Below are 14,948 nucleotides of genomic sequence, written 5' to 3' on the forward strand. Positions count from 1 at the left end.
GGAAATCCCATGGTAAAGGATAATCTATTGCCATTGAGGGCGGAGTGTACTATGCTATTCCAATCGAATCCTTATATGGTTGAATCGATTGATGGCTTGGAACTGCGGCTTGGAAGAGAAAAGGAGAATCTTGTTCCAGTCTTGGAACTATTGGTGAAGCAAGGAATATTACAGCTATTGGGAGATGAATCCATACCATTATACCGGTATAAAGAACCTTTTATCATAACGGAGCTTGAAAGTAAAAGTACACCTGAGGGTACATGAACCAAAATATCGAAGTATTGAAAGAAATTCTTGATATATCCAGTGAACGTTTCATGCTTTCCGTTATAACGACAGATGTATATGGGGAACCTGTACTGCCGATAAAAGGGGATAATAGGCTTTGTACAACATTGCTTCACCAGCAACATGACAGTTTATTGGCTGTTATGAAAAAGACATTAAAAGAAGCGAAAAATATAAAGAATCCATTGGTCTACGAAATATGGCCTGGTATTCACACAATTATAGCCCCTGTAACATCAGGAGGAACTACATACTTTTTATGGGCGGGCTTAATGATTGAGGAAGAAACAAAACATTTAGTTAAGAAACAATTGGAAAATAACTATCCTGATGTTAATGGATGGGAACGTGTTCTTGATGAAACACCGATACTTACTATAGAGAAAAAGCGTGAATGGATTAGTTGGATTAATAAATTGATTAAACTCTCTTCAGCATATTCTGACGAGAGAAGCGAATATGTATCCTACCAAATATATAACGACTTGCTCATGGATGCCTTCCAAAACAGTGATTTAGAACTTAATGCATTAATGGGAAAAATTTTTGGCAAACGGAACGATTTTGATTTTATGGGACTAGCTGAAAAGCGGGAAGAGGAAACCTACTCCATTACAAGTGTTTCAGGGGAAGCTGCACAAGGATTATTAAATGCGGAATTCTCAGTAGGGGAAGGGTTTTTAGGCCGGGTCCTTATAACCGGTGACAATGAGTACTGGGAAAATATTAAGAATGATCCAAGATCGTATTTTTTTAATAAATTTCAATTTCATCCTGCAGCCTTGTATTGTTTTCCATTTACAAAACATGACGGGTCATTAGCATTGTTTTTTGGCGGTCATATTACACGTAATACATTTTCTAAAGAACTTGAATATGCCAAAACGTTAGCTATCATTCTGGAAAACAGCCTTTTAACTGGTGCTTTGACTAATGAGAATACCCAGCAGCACCAACGTTTATCATCGCTTGTTGAGGTATGTAAAATGATGGTCACTAGACCTGAATACAAACGAATTATTTATATATTAGTAGACATTAGTCTTAGCTTGGTGGAAGGCCCCTTCTCATGCATGGTCCTAAAAGATTCAACAAGTGGTAAAATGAAACTAGTCTCTCGTGGCGATCATAATGAAAACATGGGTGTATACGCACAGGATGTCATAAACCGATATTATAACGATTCACAGAGGATCAGTACAGATGTTGTGTTAAAAAATAGTTCAGACGAAACGAGATGGGAACATCCAGTAATTGAGTGTCCATTATTTTATAAGGATGAGCTACTTGGCGTGTTATGTGTCGGTACTAATTCAATGGCCCAATCCCGATTAAATGAGGACATGAAGTTTTTACAGACTCTATCGATTATTGGTGGCACCACGTTACAATTAGCACAAAACCAGGACGGTGGTAAGGATGATAAGCAAGTGTACTCCTTATACAAAGCAACTGGCCAGTTTGATCCTGCAGCATTCGTCAATGCTAAAAAAGCGTCACAAATGGCAGGTGAATTCACCGGAAAACTGGGGCTGTCATCGTGGAATGTTCAGGACTTAATCAACAGTTGCCTCCTTTTTAATTATAATCCAGCTTTTATTAGAGAAATGATCCCTGATAGCAGAGTTGCAAGCATCGTGGAGGATGCCAAAGATCTGATAGGTGAAAAATCAACAGTTCAGTGGGATGAAGTAAGCTTAGAAAGCCAATCTTTAGCAATTATTTTAACTTATGTGAAATATAATAATCTGGAAATTATTAAGTCCTTTACATCTAAGCCAAGTGAAATCATGTCTAAATTTATAGCATTTATTCATGATGGGCAATTAATTGAAGAAGAAGTCTCAACTGAAGCGTTCCAGAGTAAAGGAAATATTGAATCCATTGAACAGACCATTAAGGAATTGAAGATTTCCCCTAGAGAACAAGAAGTGCTCGACCTTGTTATACAAGGTTTGAATAACCGGGAAATCGGAGAGAAGTTATATATTAGCGGTCATACCGTAAAGAACCATGTTACAAGGATTTTCCAAAAACTTGATGTATCGGATCGTGCTCATGCCATATCAAAGGTATACCAATTAAGGTATGAACAATCACATTCTAATTAGACCTCCCTTTTAGGGGGTCTTTTTGCGTTGGGTATTTAGACTTATCGTGTGTTAAATGTCGAATTTTGCAGGTTAATTTACATATTTTTTGAACCTTTCAGCACGGGTTTCCTGGGTCATAAGTATTGATAATTGGCTTTCTTCCCTAATTTATAGGAAGGCATTCTCAATATCTGGAATTTAGAATAACGGGAACGCTGAGGGATGCCTTATTTATACAATTTTCGGCATAATAGGACATATAGAATTGCAAAAGCAGCTGTGCAACAGAAAAAGTACAGATGCGGAGGTGCTAAAGATCAAATTGGTCAAGAGAGATACTGGCCAGCTAATCGCTAGTGATGTACAGACAGCCTATTCATTCAGGAAAAGGCTTAAGGGGTTAATGTTTGCAAAAAGTTTACCAAATAATTTTGCAATGCATATCGCACCATGTTCATCGATTCATACGTTCTTTATGAAATGCCGCATTGATATATTATATCTTAGTCAAAAGAACGAAATTGTTGGAATGGAGGAAGATTTTGCACCAGGTAAAATTGGTAAACGATTTTCAAATGTACATTCAGTGGTTGAGCTTCCATCTGGTAAGATCAAAACTTCTGCTGTAAATGTTGGACAAGCTGTCGATTTTGTTAAAAGAGAACATGAGGAAGTCACTTAGACAGGAATTAATATATTTTATATAAAAGGAGAGGTTTACATGTTAGATAAGTTAAAAGGATTGTTTATTGAAGAAGAAGGACAAGGTATGGTTGAGTATGGGTTGATTTTAGGGTTGATTGCGGTCGTAGTAATTGTGGCACTGACTACTTTGGGAACAGAGATTCAAACATTATTTCAAAGTTTATTAGACAGTTTATCAGGTAGTACTGCAACATAAAAAATAAAGGACCCTCCCCTTGGGTCCTTTTTAAACTAAAAACTATCAAACTACGAATGAAGGGATGGTCACGATGCTAGATATTTTTCTACTACTAATTCTATTAATTTGTGTAATTACAGATATCAAAAGCAGAAAAATCTATAATAAAGTTATTTATCCAGCTTTGTTGGCTACCTTTATTTACCACCTGATTGCTGGTGGTTTAGAAGGGCTATCCCATTCTTTCATTGGTTTTTTGATTGGACTTGGTTTGCTGCTTATTCCATACCTTATGGGTGGAATGGGAGCTGGAGATGTCAAGCTGCTCGCATTGATCGGTGCAATGAAAGGCGGGGCTTTTGTCTTTCAATCATTTCTTTATATTGCCTTACTAGGGGCATTGCTAGCGGTAGGAATTATCATATTCCGTAGTGGTGTATTTAAATCAATCGTCTATTATGTGACTAGTCTAAAAAGCGGCGTCGTTCTTCGTGGTGGCGTATCAAGAGGCTCCTTAACGGCAAAATATCCCTATGGCGTGGCAATTGCAGGCGGGGCGGTTCTCTGCATGGTGATGCAAGGATGGCGTTTTCTATGATCAAAAATGAAGATGGTCAATCATTAGTGGAGTTTGCGCTAATCTTACCTATACTGCTTATGCTAGTGGTAGGTATTTTTGACTTTGGAAGAGTTTTGTATACTCATTTGCAATTGGAATTAATTACTCAGGAGTCTGTCCGAATAGCCGGGTTAGGACAGGGTGATGAGGCTGTTCGTACGTATGCACAGAATAATTTTGATATTGGTGAATTAACTGATTTGGGTATCGACATCTCCCCTGAAGAACCTAATCGTTCATCCGGTGAATATGTAACGGTGACATTGACATATCCAGAGGAATTTCTCAATGTGCTTGGGGATGCCGCTATTCCCTATACAGTCAAGACCAGTTCCACTATACGGGTTGAGTGATGAGAGGTGAGGGAGCGTGCTGAAAAAGTTAAAAAAGAATGAACAAGGTAATGCGATTGTCTTAGTTGCCTTAGCACTGGGCGGTTTGCTTTTAATAGTGGGTTTAGTCATTGATGGTGGACACTTATTTATGACAAAAAGTCATTTGCAGAAGACTGCTAATGCAGCGGCATTGTCAGGTGCCCAGGAACTTCCTAATTCAGATGCAGATGTAAATAATGTTGTCGATAGAATAATAGAAGAACACGGAGAAACCAGCACTCAAAATCAAGTTAACCTTGATGTTGAACACCAGCTGGAAATCGAATTAACCAAAGATGTGCCCCTATTCTTCTCGAAACTCTTTGGAGTCGAAAAAGTACCAATTCATGTCAATGCTAAAGCAGCACTTAACCCGATGGCAAAAGCCAAAGGTGCAGTACCACTTGGAATTGATGAATCAGTTGAACTGGTTTATGGAGACACTTATTCATTGAAAGTGGACTCAGGTGATTCCGAGGCAGGAAACTTTGGTGTGCTTGCATTGGACGGTCCTGGTGCAAAATTATATAGCGAAAGTTTAACGACTGGCTTCGATGAGAACTTAGAAATTGGCGATATTATCAATACACAAACAGGTAATATTGCTGGCAAAACTCGTGATGCTATCAATTACAGGATTGATAATTGTCCATATCCAAATGGTGAATATGAGCACAGAGATTGTCCTAGGGTAATGCTGGTTATTGTATATGCGCCACATGAAGTTGATTCAAATCAAATGAAGAGTATTGAAATTACCGGTTTTGCTTATTTTTATATTACAGAGCCAATGGATTCAACAGACGACTCAATTGATGGTATTTTTATAAAACGAACTGGCACAGGGTTTACCGGTGATAATGGACCTTTAGATCGTGGGGCATACGCAGTCAAATTGATAGAGTAGGTGAACACACACATGAAAGCTAGACGAATAGTACTACTTGCACTTATTTCAGGTATTATTACAACAGGTATTTTTTATATCGTTATGAACCAAACTGCACCATCAAGTTCTAATCCGACTGAACAAACAGAGGTGGTGGAGGTTGTAGCTGCGAATACCGATATAGCAATCGATCAAAAGATAACAGACGAAAACTTGAATACGAAAGAAGTACCAAAAGACCAAGTACATACAGAATCTGTGAAAGAAAAAGAAGAGGTGATTGGGAAATTTGCCTCAGCTGATATTAAAGCCGGAGAAGTAATAATGAATCACCGAATCCGAACAAAAGAGGAAGTAACTGATGTTGTTTCCAGGAAAATCACTGAGAATAAACGAGGGGTCTCGGTTAAAGTAGAATTTGAGGAATCGGTCTCTAATCTGACAGCACCAGGAGATTACGTGGATGTGATGTCCAACGTTGTTTTGGATAAGTCTATTCCTCTCATCGAAACGGATTTAATTTTGGAGAAAGTACGCGTGCTGGCTGTTGGTGAACGAATGGTTGAAAAGAAAGATGGCGATGTAGAGAAAACATACATGACAGTGACACTTGAGCTTTCAAAAGAAGATTCAGTAGAACTAGTACATGCTAGTGAACTAGGAAGTATTCATCTTGCTTTGTACAGTAAAGTTGATTCAGTTGAAGAAAAAGATCCAGAAAAGGAATCAGGAGAAAAACAAGAACCAGATGAAAAGGAAAAGGATAACGAGGAAAGTGAAGCGAAAATCGGTGATGAGAAAGATACCCGTTTTGTTACAACCCCCGAACGATCGATTATCCGTAAAGCACCCCAATTAACGGCGCCCGTTCTAACGGTTGTTGATCAAGGGACTGCTTTACTTTTTTTGAATGATCAGGAAACAGATGATGATGAACGAGTATGGTTTAAAGTGAAAACAAACAAAAAGAAAGATGGCTGGGTGAGTAGCCGTATCGTAAAGCATGAGGATGAATAAAGGGGGGATAGTCAGTGGCAATTGATACTAGAAAAAAGAGACAGATAGTCGCCGTCTGCAGTGCCACTGGAGGACAAGGGCGCACAACAGTAACCGTCAACCTGGCAGCATTCCTGGCTGCAAGAGGCTCAAATGTGAGTATTATAGATGGTGACCTTCAGTTTGGGGACCTCGCGATGGCGCTTGATCTTGATCCTATTTTAACGATAAAGGAAGTCGCAGAACGAGATGATAGCGAGAATAGTGTTAATTACTATTCCACCCATTCAACTGGTATTGATTTATTAGCCGCCCCAAAACGCCCAGAGCATGCAGACATGATCGACAGTAAACAGATTTCAGCAGTTATTGACGCAATACATGGTACGTCAGAAGTTTTATTTGTCGAAACACAGGCGGGGCTGACGGACCACGCCTTACAAGTTATTGAAAAGGCAGATCAAATACTGGTAACGGCAACTCCAGGAATGGCTTCCTTAAAAAATGCCCGGTTAATGATAGAAACCTTTGAGACACTAGGCCTAAAAGATAAAGTCAGGTTAGTTATCAATCAATCAACCGCTTCGTCAGTCGTTAAAAAAAGTGACATTCCTGAGCTTGTGAAAATATCGGAAGTATTCTATTTACCCTATGATAGTAAACATGTTTCACATTCTTTGGATATAGGTGTTCCAATTGTTCAAAGTCAACCAAAGCTTGAGTTTTCTAAAGGGATAGAACGTCTGGCTAAAAAACTGTTTGCAGTTGAGCGCAGTGCTTCTAAAAAACTGCCATTTCGCGGACTTTTCCGCATCAAAAAAAGTAAACGATTGCGAGGGAAGACCGAATGAGTCTGTTAGAAAAGCTACAATCAAAAAGTGAAACCAAAACGAATGCTACGGAACCAATAAATGAGGATAGTAAAGTAAAAACGAATATAGAACAAGGACACCAGGAACAACCAAGTGATCTTAACGTTATCGATCCTTCCCCTAAGCCTAAACAAACTAAAAAAACGGCAGTGTCTCAAGAATATCGTGAAGTAAAAAGTCTTGTCTTTAAGTACATTATTCGCGAACGAAAAGACGAAGATGTCAACGAAATTGTGTCTGATCTTGATACAATTATATCTGAAATTATAAATGAAAATGATTATAAGCTTCGACGTGCTGCCGATAGGAATAATTTAAAGGAAGAAATTGAGAATGACCTTACTGGATATGGCCCAATCACTCCCTTATTGAATGATGAGAGCGTTACGGAGGTAATGGTTAATGGACCTAATCAAGTATATGCTGAGCGAAGCGGACGTTTAGAGCTTACAGATATCACTTTCCGTGATAATGACCATGTTTCTGCAGTATTAGAAAAGATTGTTGCTCCACTTGGCCGTCGAATTGATGAAAGCAGTCCAATGGTTGATGCCCGACTTAAAGATGGGTCACGTGTGAATGCGATCATCCCGCCGCTTGCACTTGGCGGACCGACAATCACAATTCGTAAGTTTTCTAAAGATCCGTTTACCATTCACGATCTTATACGATTTGGAACACTTAGTCAGGAAATGGCTGAATTTGTGCAAGCATGCGTTGCCTCCAAATTAAATATTTTTGTAAGTGGTGGAACAGGTTCCGGGAAAACAACAACGTTGAATGTATTATCATCTTTTATTTCAAACACGGATCGGATTGTAACGATTGAGGATGCTGCGGAACTGCAACTTGGGCAGGATCACGTCGTCTCGCTTGAAACTCGTCCACCGAACATCGAAGGAAAGGGTGCTATTTCAATCCGTGACCTCGTTCGAAATTCACTACGGATGCGGCCGGATCGAATCGTTATTGGTGAGGTTCGAAGTGGTGAGGCTTTAGATATGCTTCAGGCAATGAATACCGGCCATGATGGTTCGTTGGCAACTGGACACTCGAATAGTCCAAGGGATATGGTGTCACGTCTGGAAACAATGGTCCTAATGGCTGGTATGGATCTCCCAATTAAAGCTATACGTGAACAAATAGCTGGTGCGCTTGATGTTATTATCCAGCAATCCCGTTTAAAAGATGGTACCCGGCGAATTACAAATATAACGGAAGTACAAGGCCTTGAAGGTGACATCATTGTACTACAGGATATTTTTACGTTCAGACAGTTTGGTGTTGATGATGATGGGAAAATTTTAGGTAAGCTTGTACCTACTGGAATACGTCCGAAATTCTATGAACAGATGGAGTATCAGGGAATTACGCTTCCGCCATCTATCTTCTCGGAAAAAATGGAGTGATATAAATGGAAGCACTTTTATTAATTTCAGTATTTATAACGGTTTTTCTTTTTCTTTTAGCGTTCAGTAATCTGCGCGGATCAAAAAAAGAAGATGAAGCTGTGGTACAAAATTCGCTATCCATTTCGGAGCTTCTTAAAAACGCAAATCAGCGACTCAAAATGCTATTGATTCGAAGGAAAAAACCGAGCAAGAAGCGTAATACTTTAGAAGATAGGATTAGTGTAGCTGGACTTCCAATAAAGCCGGAGGAGTTTGTCGCGTTTCGCTGGCTGCTAGCGATAATTTTAGGTGGTATTCTTCAATTGAACGGCAGCATTCTATTGGCGATTGTCGGACTTGTTTTTGGGTATTTTGTTCCTGAAATTTGGCTGAAAGGGAAACAAAGAAAGCGAATTAAAGCTTTTAACGAGGGTTTACCTGGGATGATTACATCGATAATTGGATCATTGCGTGCAGGTTTCAGTTTCGTGCAATCACTGCAAATGGTTTCCCAGGAATCCTATTCACCAATCAAAGAAGAAGTGGAACACATTATCAAATCAATGCAATATGGTACAAGTATGGAAGATGCTCTATTAGAATGGCAAAAAAGAATGCCAAGTGATGATCTTAGATTGCTTGTTGATGCTATCTTAATACAGCGGCAAGTAGGTGGAAATTTAGCCTATTTGCTGGACAAAATTGTTGAGACTACCCGTGAAAGAACAAAGATTGAAAATCAGATAAAAACATTGACAGCGCAGGGAAGACTATCTGGAATTGTAATTAGTTTATTACCAGTGGTCCTTGGTTTTATTATTTATCTAATGAATCCAGAGTATATCACAACACTATTTGTGAATCCGATTGGTCGATTAATGCTTGTTGCAGCATTGATTGGTGGAATCATTGGCTTTTTCCTAATTCGTAAAATAACAACTATTGAGGTGTAATGATGCTAGCAGTTTATGTCAGCTTTTTTATTAGTATAAGCTTAATTTCATATGGAATTGTTGCATATTACACAGGAAGAAGTGGAAGAGTTCAAGCTCGTATTCAAACTTATTTTACAAACAACACACCTGAGGCTGACCAAAGCGCGGCTGTAGAAGAATTACCTTCTTTTTATGAACGTGTCGTTTATCCTGTTTGGAAGAAGATCAAACGTAAATACAGTAATAAGTTAGGTCAAGAGGAAGCTTCTAAAATCGAAGTGAAACTATTGCAAGCGGGACAGCCATTTGGGTTAAGTCCAGTTGAGTTTAAAATGCTGCAACTAATTTTGATTGTCTCATTTTCGGTTGTTGGTCTAGGTTATGGCTTGTTATTAAGTGTGTCTGTTCCACTTTTATTGTTATTGGCGATTATGGGGTTAGCAGTTGCTGTTGTTCTCCCGAAATATTATCTTAAGACGAAAATTGAACGAAGAAGTAAGTTGGCTGAAAAAAGTCTGCCTGATGTCCTGGATTTACTAACGATTAGTTTGGAGGCTGGACTGGGATTTGACGCAGCAGTCAGTCAGGTAGCCGCGAAGAAAAAAGGGGTATTAGCTGACGAATTCAAGGTTACTTTGGAAGAAATGCGTTTAGGGAAAACAAGGAAAGAAGCATTAAATGCAATGAATGACAGGATTTTGTCAGATGATATGAGGACGTTAATTTTTAACATTGTACAGGCTGAGAAGCTTGGTATCGGAATGGTTTCTGTATTACGTGTTCAAACCGAGGACATACGTGAACGCAGGCGCCAACGGGCAGAAGAAGCAGCAATGAAGGCGCCAATTAAGATGATGTTTCCGCTAGTTCTATTTATCTTTCCAACATTATTTATCATTCTATTAGGACCAGCTATCCTTCAGCTTTTAGAAGTATTTTAAAACAGTCTTTCCTGTAATAAGGTTGGCTGTTTTTGTTATTCATTAGCTGGAGTAGCTATTTTACTGGCGATCCAACGCTTGGCTGTGGTTTCGTCAATTTCATATATCTTGCCTTCACGTAGTAAGTCCCCGTGATACGCCGTTTGAACATTCATTTTTATTTTCAGCATATGGATTCTCCTTTATAAGTGTTTAATTACATTTTACCACAGGAATCGTGGTAATTTATGCAAATTGCTGAAGTTCACAGGAAAGCCGCTGAAGTTCACAGGAAAGCCGCTGAAGTTCACAATTTTATCGCGGAACGTTAAGCTGGACAGAGTTCGGCTGTTTAGATGTTCCGTTTAACATAACTAAAGATTAAAGTGAAATGACGCTACGAAATAAGTAGCGTCATAGTATTTACTCGGTTATCATTTTAAAAGCTTGCTTAACATCGGTCGTAGGTTGTTGACACGCGAAGTTTTCACATACGTAAATGGTAGGATCCTCATCTATTTTACGATAATCACTGGCAAATGGTGCGACCTCAGCTAGTTGTTCAGCATTTTTACTAGCAAGCAATGTTACATCTGGTAAAAAATCCTTTTGGAGCTTGGCTAGAATATTCTTATCATTTCCTAAAACGACAACCTCTTTTGTAGGGTTTTCAGTCAGTAACAGGCTTTGAACAAAATGTGTGCTTGCTGCTACACCTTGTTTAACTTCCTCGTAAAAGGCATAGTACATTTCTTCAAGCTTATCAAGATAGGCTGTTTCACCGGTTGAATATCCTAATCGTGCAAGCATAACGGCTGCAACGCTATTCCCTGATGGCAGGGCACCGTCATATATTTGTTTTTCCCTTGATAATAATTTTTCACTGTCTTTTCCACTGAAGAAAAATCCTCCTTGTTCATTATCCCAAAATAAGTCGATCATGTTGTCAGCGAGTTCTCTGGCTTTTCTTAGATAGTTTAATGAAAAGGTTGCCTCATATAATTCTGCGTTTGCCCACACTAAAAAGGCATAGTCATCAAGGTAGCCGTTGAATTTCACGTCACTGTCACGATAGCGGGCCATAACCCGACCTTTCTTAACCAGGTTCGTTTCGATAAAATCTATGGCAGCTTCGGCGGTTTTAATGTATTGCTCCTCCTCGAATACTTTCCCAGCTTTAGCGAGAGCGGTGATCATCATTGCATTCCAGGATGTTATAATTTTGTCATCAACGTGTGGATAGGTGCGCTCCTCGCGTGCAGTTAATAACTTAGCTCGTGCTTCTTCAAGGTGCTGATTCAGTTCATCGATTGTAAAGTTATATTCATCAGCTATAGACTCCAGGTTTGTGTCGTTTAGGTTTGGTACATTTTTACCTTCAAAATTACCTTCTGGAGTAATACCATACACGGTTGCATATAGGTCACCAAGGTCTTCGTCAAGAATATTGAAAATTTCCTCATAATCCCACACATAATATTTGCCTTCTATACCTTCCGAGTCAGCATCAATTGCGGAATAGAACGCCCCTTCAGAACTGCGCATTTCTCGCATGACAAATTCAATAATCTGTTCACTTATTTTTCGGTAAAGTGGATTTTTGGTGATTTGATAGCTTTCTGTGTATGCAATTAGTAGTAACGCGTTGTCATAGAGCATCTTTTCAAAGTGAGGAACGAGCCATTTTTCATCAGTAGAATACCGCGCGAATCCGAATCCAACATGGTCATATATTCCGCCATTTGCCATGGCCTGCAATGTACTTTCAGCCATTTTAAGTGCAGCGGATTTTCCTGTGAAATAATAATAGCGCAATAAATATAATAGATTTTGCGGTGTTGGGAATTTAGGTGCTGAACCGAATCCGCCGTTCGTGAAATCAAATCGTTTACCTAGTTGCTTATATACCTGATCGGTTATTTCCAGAGTTAATCGCGTTTCGCTTTTAGTTGCTACTGTTTTATCTAATGCTTCAGTGACACTCTTCGTAACTTCTTTAATATGGTCAGGATCTTCCTTGTATTTTTGATATAATTGCGTGAATACTTCCATGATGCCAGGCATCCCGTATTTACTTTCACGTGGAAAATAAGTGCCAGCATAAAACGGCACTTTTTCTGGTGTCATAAAAATAGATAGAGGCCAGCCGCCTTGTCCGGTCATCATCTGACAAACCGTCATATAAACAGAATCAATATCAGGCCGTTCCTCCCGATCAACTTTAATAGATACATAATGGTCATTTAAGTATGCAGCAATCTCTTCATCTTCAAAGGATTCATGGGCAAGTACGTGACACCAATGGCAGGTTGAGTAGCCGATTGATAGAAAAATCGGTTTGTCTTCTTTTCTTGCTTTTTCGAATGCTTCTTCACTCCATGGATACCAGTCGACAGGGTTCTTAGCGTGTTGTAACAGATAAGGTGATTTTTCATTAGCCAATCTGTTTGTAAACTTGTCTTGAGACATAGAGGTACCACCTTTTTCCTACTTAGTATTTTGGTTTAGTCTAACTCATTTAAGTATTTGTATACAATAGAGAGCCTCTGTACAAGGAGTAAGTTATTTATGGATGTTAATGGATTTGGCTGGTGATAGTGACTTGAAATATAGTTGAAGGAAGTAGAAAGATATAAAATATTTTAATTAAAAAGAGTGTATATATATGAGCGATAGAACAAAAAAGTTTCAAAAATGGTGCTTAGAAAATGAAATAAATGAGTTGCTGTTATAAGCTTTATACTATGGATTGTCAGGGTTGTATAGCAGCATAGAATTGGTTTTTAGATGTACTAATGGCTATATGGAATTTCACAATAGATGCAGTAATCATATTGCTGGTTGTAGTGGTAATCTTTATAAGTTTCCTGCTGAAACCATTCATGAGGTAATAACAAGTGGGGATTGATTAGTAGTAGGGTATGAAATGGACGTTTGTATAGTTTCGATAACTTAGTTTCACTTATGCAGTAAGAAATTATTTATACTTTTTTAACTGCGAATCAAAACGCTGATCCCTGTTAGAAATCAGCGTCATAATATACACAAGATTCATATGGTTTTAATTCTAGTTTTTGTTCTAATTTCTCATTACGTTCATGATAATTTCCTATTATTTTAGTGGCCTTTAAGTAGTCTTTTGGTATTTCAAAATGGACGAATTCATTTGTGAAATTACTTACCACCAATAAGTGTTTATTTCTAAGTTCTCTTGTATATGCAAATATGCTTTCGCTCTCCGGCATCAACAATTCGTAAGACCCATAAACAACAATCGGATATTTTTTTCGTAAAGCAATAAGCTTCCTGTAATAATGATAAATTGAGTTAGGGTCAGCAACCGCGCTAGCAGCGTTAATATCAACATAGTTAGGGTTGACTTGAAGCCATGGTGCTGTTTCTGTAAATCCAGCATTTGCACTTGAGTCCCACTGCATTGGGGTACGCGCATTGTCCCGTGATTTTGCATGAATTGTTTCTAATAATGCCTTTTCTTCGGCACCTTCATTTATTTTCTCTTCGTACATATTTAATGTTTCAATGTCACGATAGCTTGCTATCTTATTAAAACGCACATTAGTCATTCCAAGCTCTTCACCTTGATAAATGTACGGTGTGCCTTTCATCATGTGTAAGGTAGTTGCTAGCATTTTTGCTGATTCGACACGATAGGCACCATCATCTCCAAATCTGGATACAACACGTGGCTGATCATGGTTATTCCAATATAAACTGTTCCACCCTTCATACTCCAATTCGGTTTGCCATTTTGATAGAATTTGCTTTAATTCTACAAGAGACCAAGGCTTGATATCCCATTTCCCATCTGGGCCTGAGTCAATATCCATATGCTCAAAATGAAAGACCATATCCAATTCATTGCGGCTTTCTGCTGTGTATAGTTTTGCTTGTTCTGGCGTGACTCCTGGCATTTCACCAACCGTCATAATGTCATAGTTTGCTAGGGTTTTCTGATTCATTTCCTGCAAAAATTCATGGACACGTGGACCATTCATATAGTAGGAATGGCCTGAAGCGTATAGCTTTCCGTTATTTGCTTCACCATCTGGCAGGCGCTGGTCTTTCGAAATAAAGTTAATTACATCCATTCGAAAGCCGTCAACACCTTTATCAAGCCACCATTTCATCATTGTAAAAAGGTCATTTCGGACATCAGGGTTTTCCCAGTTTAAGTCAGGTTGTTTCTGTGAAAATAGGTGTAAATAATACTGATTGGTTGTCTTATCATATTTCCAGGCGGACCCACTAAATGCGGACTCCCAATTATTTGGCTTGTCACGCCAGATGTAGTAATCACGGAAGGCATTGTCTGTTGATTTTCGCGATTCAACGAACCAGTTATGCTCGTCAGATGTATGGTTAATTACCAAATCCATAATTAGTTTCATGTTCCTTTTGTGAATTTCCTGAAGCATCCTGTCCCAGTCTTCCATGGTACCGAAGTCGCTCATTATCCTTGTGTAATCGCTGATGTCGTACCCGTTGTCATCGTTTGGTGATTCGTAAACAGGGGAAAGCCAAATGACGTCAACCCCTAGTTCCTTTAAATAATCAAGCTTTTGGATAATCCCGTTTATATCACCAATACCATCATTATTACTATCGTTAAAACTCCGCGGATAGATTTGATAGACAACACTTTCTTTCCACCATTGACGGGTCAT

The 14,948-nt window shown here is 38.8% G+C and carries 15 protein-coding genes; 12 read left to right on the plus strand and 3 right to left on the minus strand.

Annotation, left to right across the window (positions count from 1 at the left end; genetic code table 11):
- Positions 1 to 9 precede the first annotated feature (9 nt).
- From BLS02_RS05145 to BLS02_RS05200, 12 genes are all read left to right on the plus strand, one after another.
- Positions 10 to 267: a hypothetical protein gene (locus BLS02_RS05145; RefSeq protein ID WP_092491878.1), complete on the plus strand. Its 258-nt coding sequence runs from the start codon at positions 10 to 12 to the stop codon at positions 265 to 267.
- Positions 264 to 2,402: a LuxR C-terminal-related transcriptional regulator gene (locus BLS02_RS19100; protein ID WP_217633933.1), complete on the plus strand. Its 2,139-nt coding sequence runs from the start codon at positions 264 to 266 to the stop codon at positions 2,400 to 2,402. Before BLS02_RS05145 ends, BLS02_RS19100 begins: the two co-directional genes overlap by 4 nt.
- Positions 2,403 to 2,706: 304 nt before the next feature.
- Entirely contained in the window at positions 2,707 to 3,066 is a 360-nt protein-coding gene (locus tag BLS02_RS05155) for a DUF192 domain-containing protein (protein ID WP_254788725.1), read from the plus strand.
- A 39-nt stretch (positions 3,067 to 3,105) separates the two neighbouring features.
- The gene (locus BLS02_RS05160) at positions 3,106 to 3,285 is read left to right on the plus strand and encodes a Flp family type IVb pilin (protein WP_092491879.1); all 180 of its coding nucleotides are present in this window, start codon (positions 3,106 to 3,108) and stop codon (positions 3,283 to 3,285) included.
- A gap of 73 nt (positions 3,286 to 3,358) precedes the next feature.
- Positions 3,359 to 3,865, plus strand: coding sequence for an A24 family peptidase (locus BLS02_RS05165; protein ID WP_092491880.1), 507 nt, complete (start codon positions 3,359 to 3,361; stop codon positions 3,863 to 3,865).
- Entirely contained in the window at positions 3,862 to 4,239 is a 378-nt protein-coding gene (locus BLS02_RS05170; RefSeq protein WP_092491881.1) for a TadE/TadG family type IV pilus assembly protein, read from the plus strand. Before BLS02_RS05165 ends, BLS02_RS05170 begins: the two co-directional genes overlap by 4 nt.
- Positions 4,240 to 4,255: 16 nt before the next feature.
- Positions 4,256 to 5,167 (plus strand): pilus assembly protein TadG-related protein, encoded by a 912-nt coding sequence (locus BLS02_RS05175; RefSeq protein ID WP_092491882.1) that lies wholly within the window; start codon positions 4,256 to 4,258, stop codon positions 5,165 to 5,167.
- A gap of 12 nt (positions 5,168 to 5,179) precedes the next feature.
- A complete protein-coding gene (cpaB, locus tag BLS02_RS05180) occupies positions 5,180 to 6,166 on the plus strand; it encodes a Flp pilus assembly protein CpaB (protein ID WP_092491883.1) in 987 nt (328 codons plus the stop codon).
- 14 nt (positions 6,167 to 6,180) lie between these two features.
- Positions 6,181 to 6,996 (plus strand): CpaE/TadZ family protein, encoded by an 816-nt coding sequence (locus tag BLS02_RS05185; protein WP_092491884.1) that lies wholly within the window; start codon positions 6,181 to 6,183, stop codon positions 6,994 to 6,996.
- Positions 6,993 to 8,426, plus strand: a complete 1,434-nt coding sequence (locus tag BLS02_RS05190; RefSeq protein ID WP_092491885.1) for a TadA family conjugal transfer-associated ATPase — start codon at positions 6,993 to 6,995, stop codon at positions 8,424 to 8,426. Before BLS02_RS05185 ends, BLS02_RS05190 begins: the two co-directional genes overlap by 4 nt.
- 5 nt (positions 8,427 to 8,431) lie before the next feature.
- Positions 8,432 to 9,361: a type II secretion system F family protein gene (locus BLS02_RS05195; protein WP_175559437.1), complete on the plus strand. Its 930-nt coding sequence runs from the start codon at positions 8,432 to 8,434 to the stop codon at positions 9,359 to 9,361.
- On the plus strand, positions 9,361 to 10,284 hold the full coding sequence (locus BLS02_RS05200; RefSeq protein ID WP_254788726.1) for a type II secretion system F family protein: 924 nt from the start codon (positions 9,361 to 9,363) through the stop codon (positions 10,282 to 10,284). The genes BLS02_RS05195 and BLS02_RS05200 overlap by 1 nt, the downstream gene beginning before the upstream one ends.
- Positions 10,285 to 10,319: 35 nt before the next feature.
- On the opposite strand, the gene BLS02_RS19305 is transcribed toward BLS02_RS05200, so the two are convergent.
- The 3 genes from BLS02_RS19305 to BLS02_RS05210 all read right to left on the minus strand — a co-directional run bounded on the left by BLS02_RS19305 (position 10,320) and on the right by BLS02_RS05210 (position 14,948).
- Positions 10,320 to 10,454, minus strand: a complete 135-nt coding sequence (locus BLS02_RS19305; RefSeq protein ID WP_281243650.1) for a hypothetical protein — start codon at positions 10,452 to 10,454, stop codon at positions 10,320 to 10,322.
- A gap of 232 nt (positions 10,455 to 10,686) precedes the next feature.
- Positions 10,687 to 12,732 carry a thioredoxin domain-containing protein gene (locus BLS02_RS05205; RefSeq protein ID WP_092491887.1) on the minus strand — a complete coding sequence of 682 codons (2,046 nt, stop codon included), beginning with the start codon at positions 12,730 to 12,732 and terminating at the stop codon, positions 10,687 to 10,689.
- 551 nt (positions 12,733 to 13,283) lie between these two features.
- Positions 13,284 to 14,948 (minus strand): glycoside hydrolase family 13 protein, encoded by a 1,665-nt coding sequence (locus BLS02_RS05210; RefSeq protein WP_092491888.1) that lies wholly within the window; start codon positions 14,946 to 14,948, stop codon positions 13,284 to 13,286.

Source organism: Virgibacillus salinus, from assembly GCF_900102415.1.
GTDB lineage: Bacteria > Bacillota > Bacilli > Bacillales > Amphibacillaceae > Lentibacillus > Lentibacillus subterraneus.

Bases quoted from the DNA above. Each gene is read 5' to 3' on its own strand.
- BLS02_RS05145 (WP_092491878.1), top strand. From the start codon at position 10: ATGGTAAAGGATAATCTATTGCCATTGAGGGCGGAGTGTACTATGCTA.
- BLS02_RS19100 (WP_217633933.1), top strand. From the start codon at position 264: ATGAACCAAAATATCGAAGTATTGAAAGAAATTCTTGATATATCCAGT.
- BLS02_RS05160 (WP_092491879.1), top strand. From the start codon at position 3,106: ATGTTAGATAAGTTAAAAGGATTGTTTATTGAAGAAGAAGGACAAGGT.
- BLS02_RS05165 (WP_092491880.1), top strand. From the start codon at position 3,359: ATGCTAGATATTTTTCTACTACTAATTCTATTAATTTGTGTAATTACA.
- BLS02_RS05170 (WP_092491881.1), top strand. From the start codon at position 3,862: ATGATCAAAAATGAAGATGGTCAATCATTAGTGGAGTTTGCGCTAATC.
- cpaB (WP_092491883.1), top strand. From the start codon at position 5,180: ATGAAAGCTAGACGAATAGTACTACTTGCACTTATTTCAGGTATTATT.
- BLS02_RS05190 (WP_092491885.1), top strand. From the start codon at position 6,993: ATGAGTCTGTTAGAAAAGCTACAATCAAAAAGTGAAACCAAAACGAAT.
- BLS02_RS05195 (WP_175559437.1), top strand. From the start codon at position 8,432: ATGGAAGCACTTTTATTAATTTCAGTATTTATAACGGTTTTTCTTTTT.
- BLS02_RS05200 (WP_254788726.1), top strand. From the start codon at position 9,361: ATGATGCTAGCAGTTTATGTCAGCTTTTTTATTAGTATAAGCTTAATT.
- BLS02_RS19305 (WP_281243650.1), bottom strand. From the start codon at position 10,454: ATGCTGAAAATAAAAATGAATGTTCAAACGGCGTATCACGGGGACTTA.
- BLS02_RS05205 (WP_092491887.1), bottom strand. From the start codon at position 12,732: ATGTCTCAAGACAAGTTTACAAACAGATTGGCTAATGAAAAATCACCT.
- BLS02_RS05210 (WP_092491888.1), bottom strand. From the start codon at position 14,948: ATGACCCGTCAATGGTGGAAAGAAAGTGTTGTCTATCAAATCTATCCG.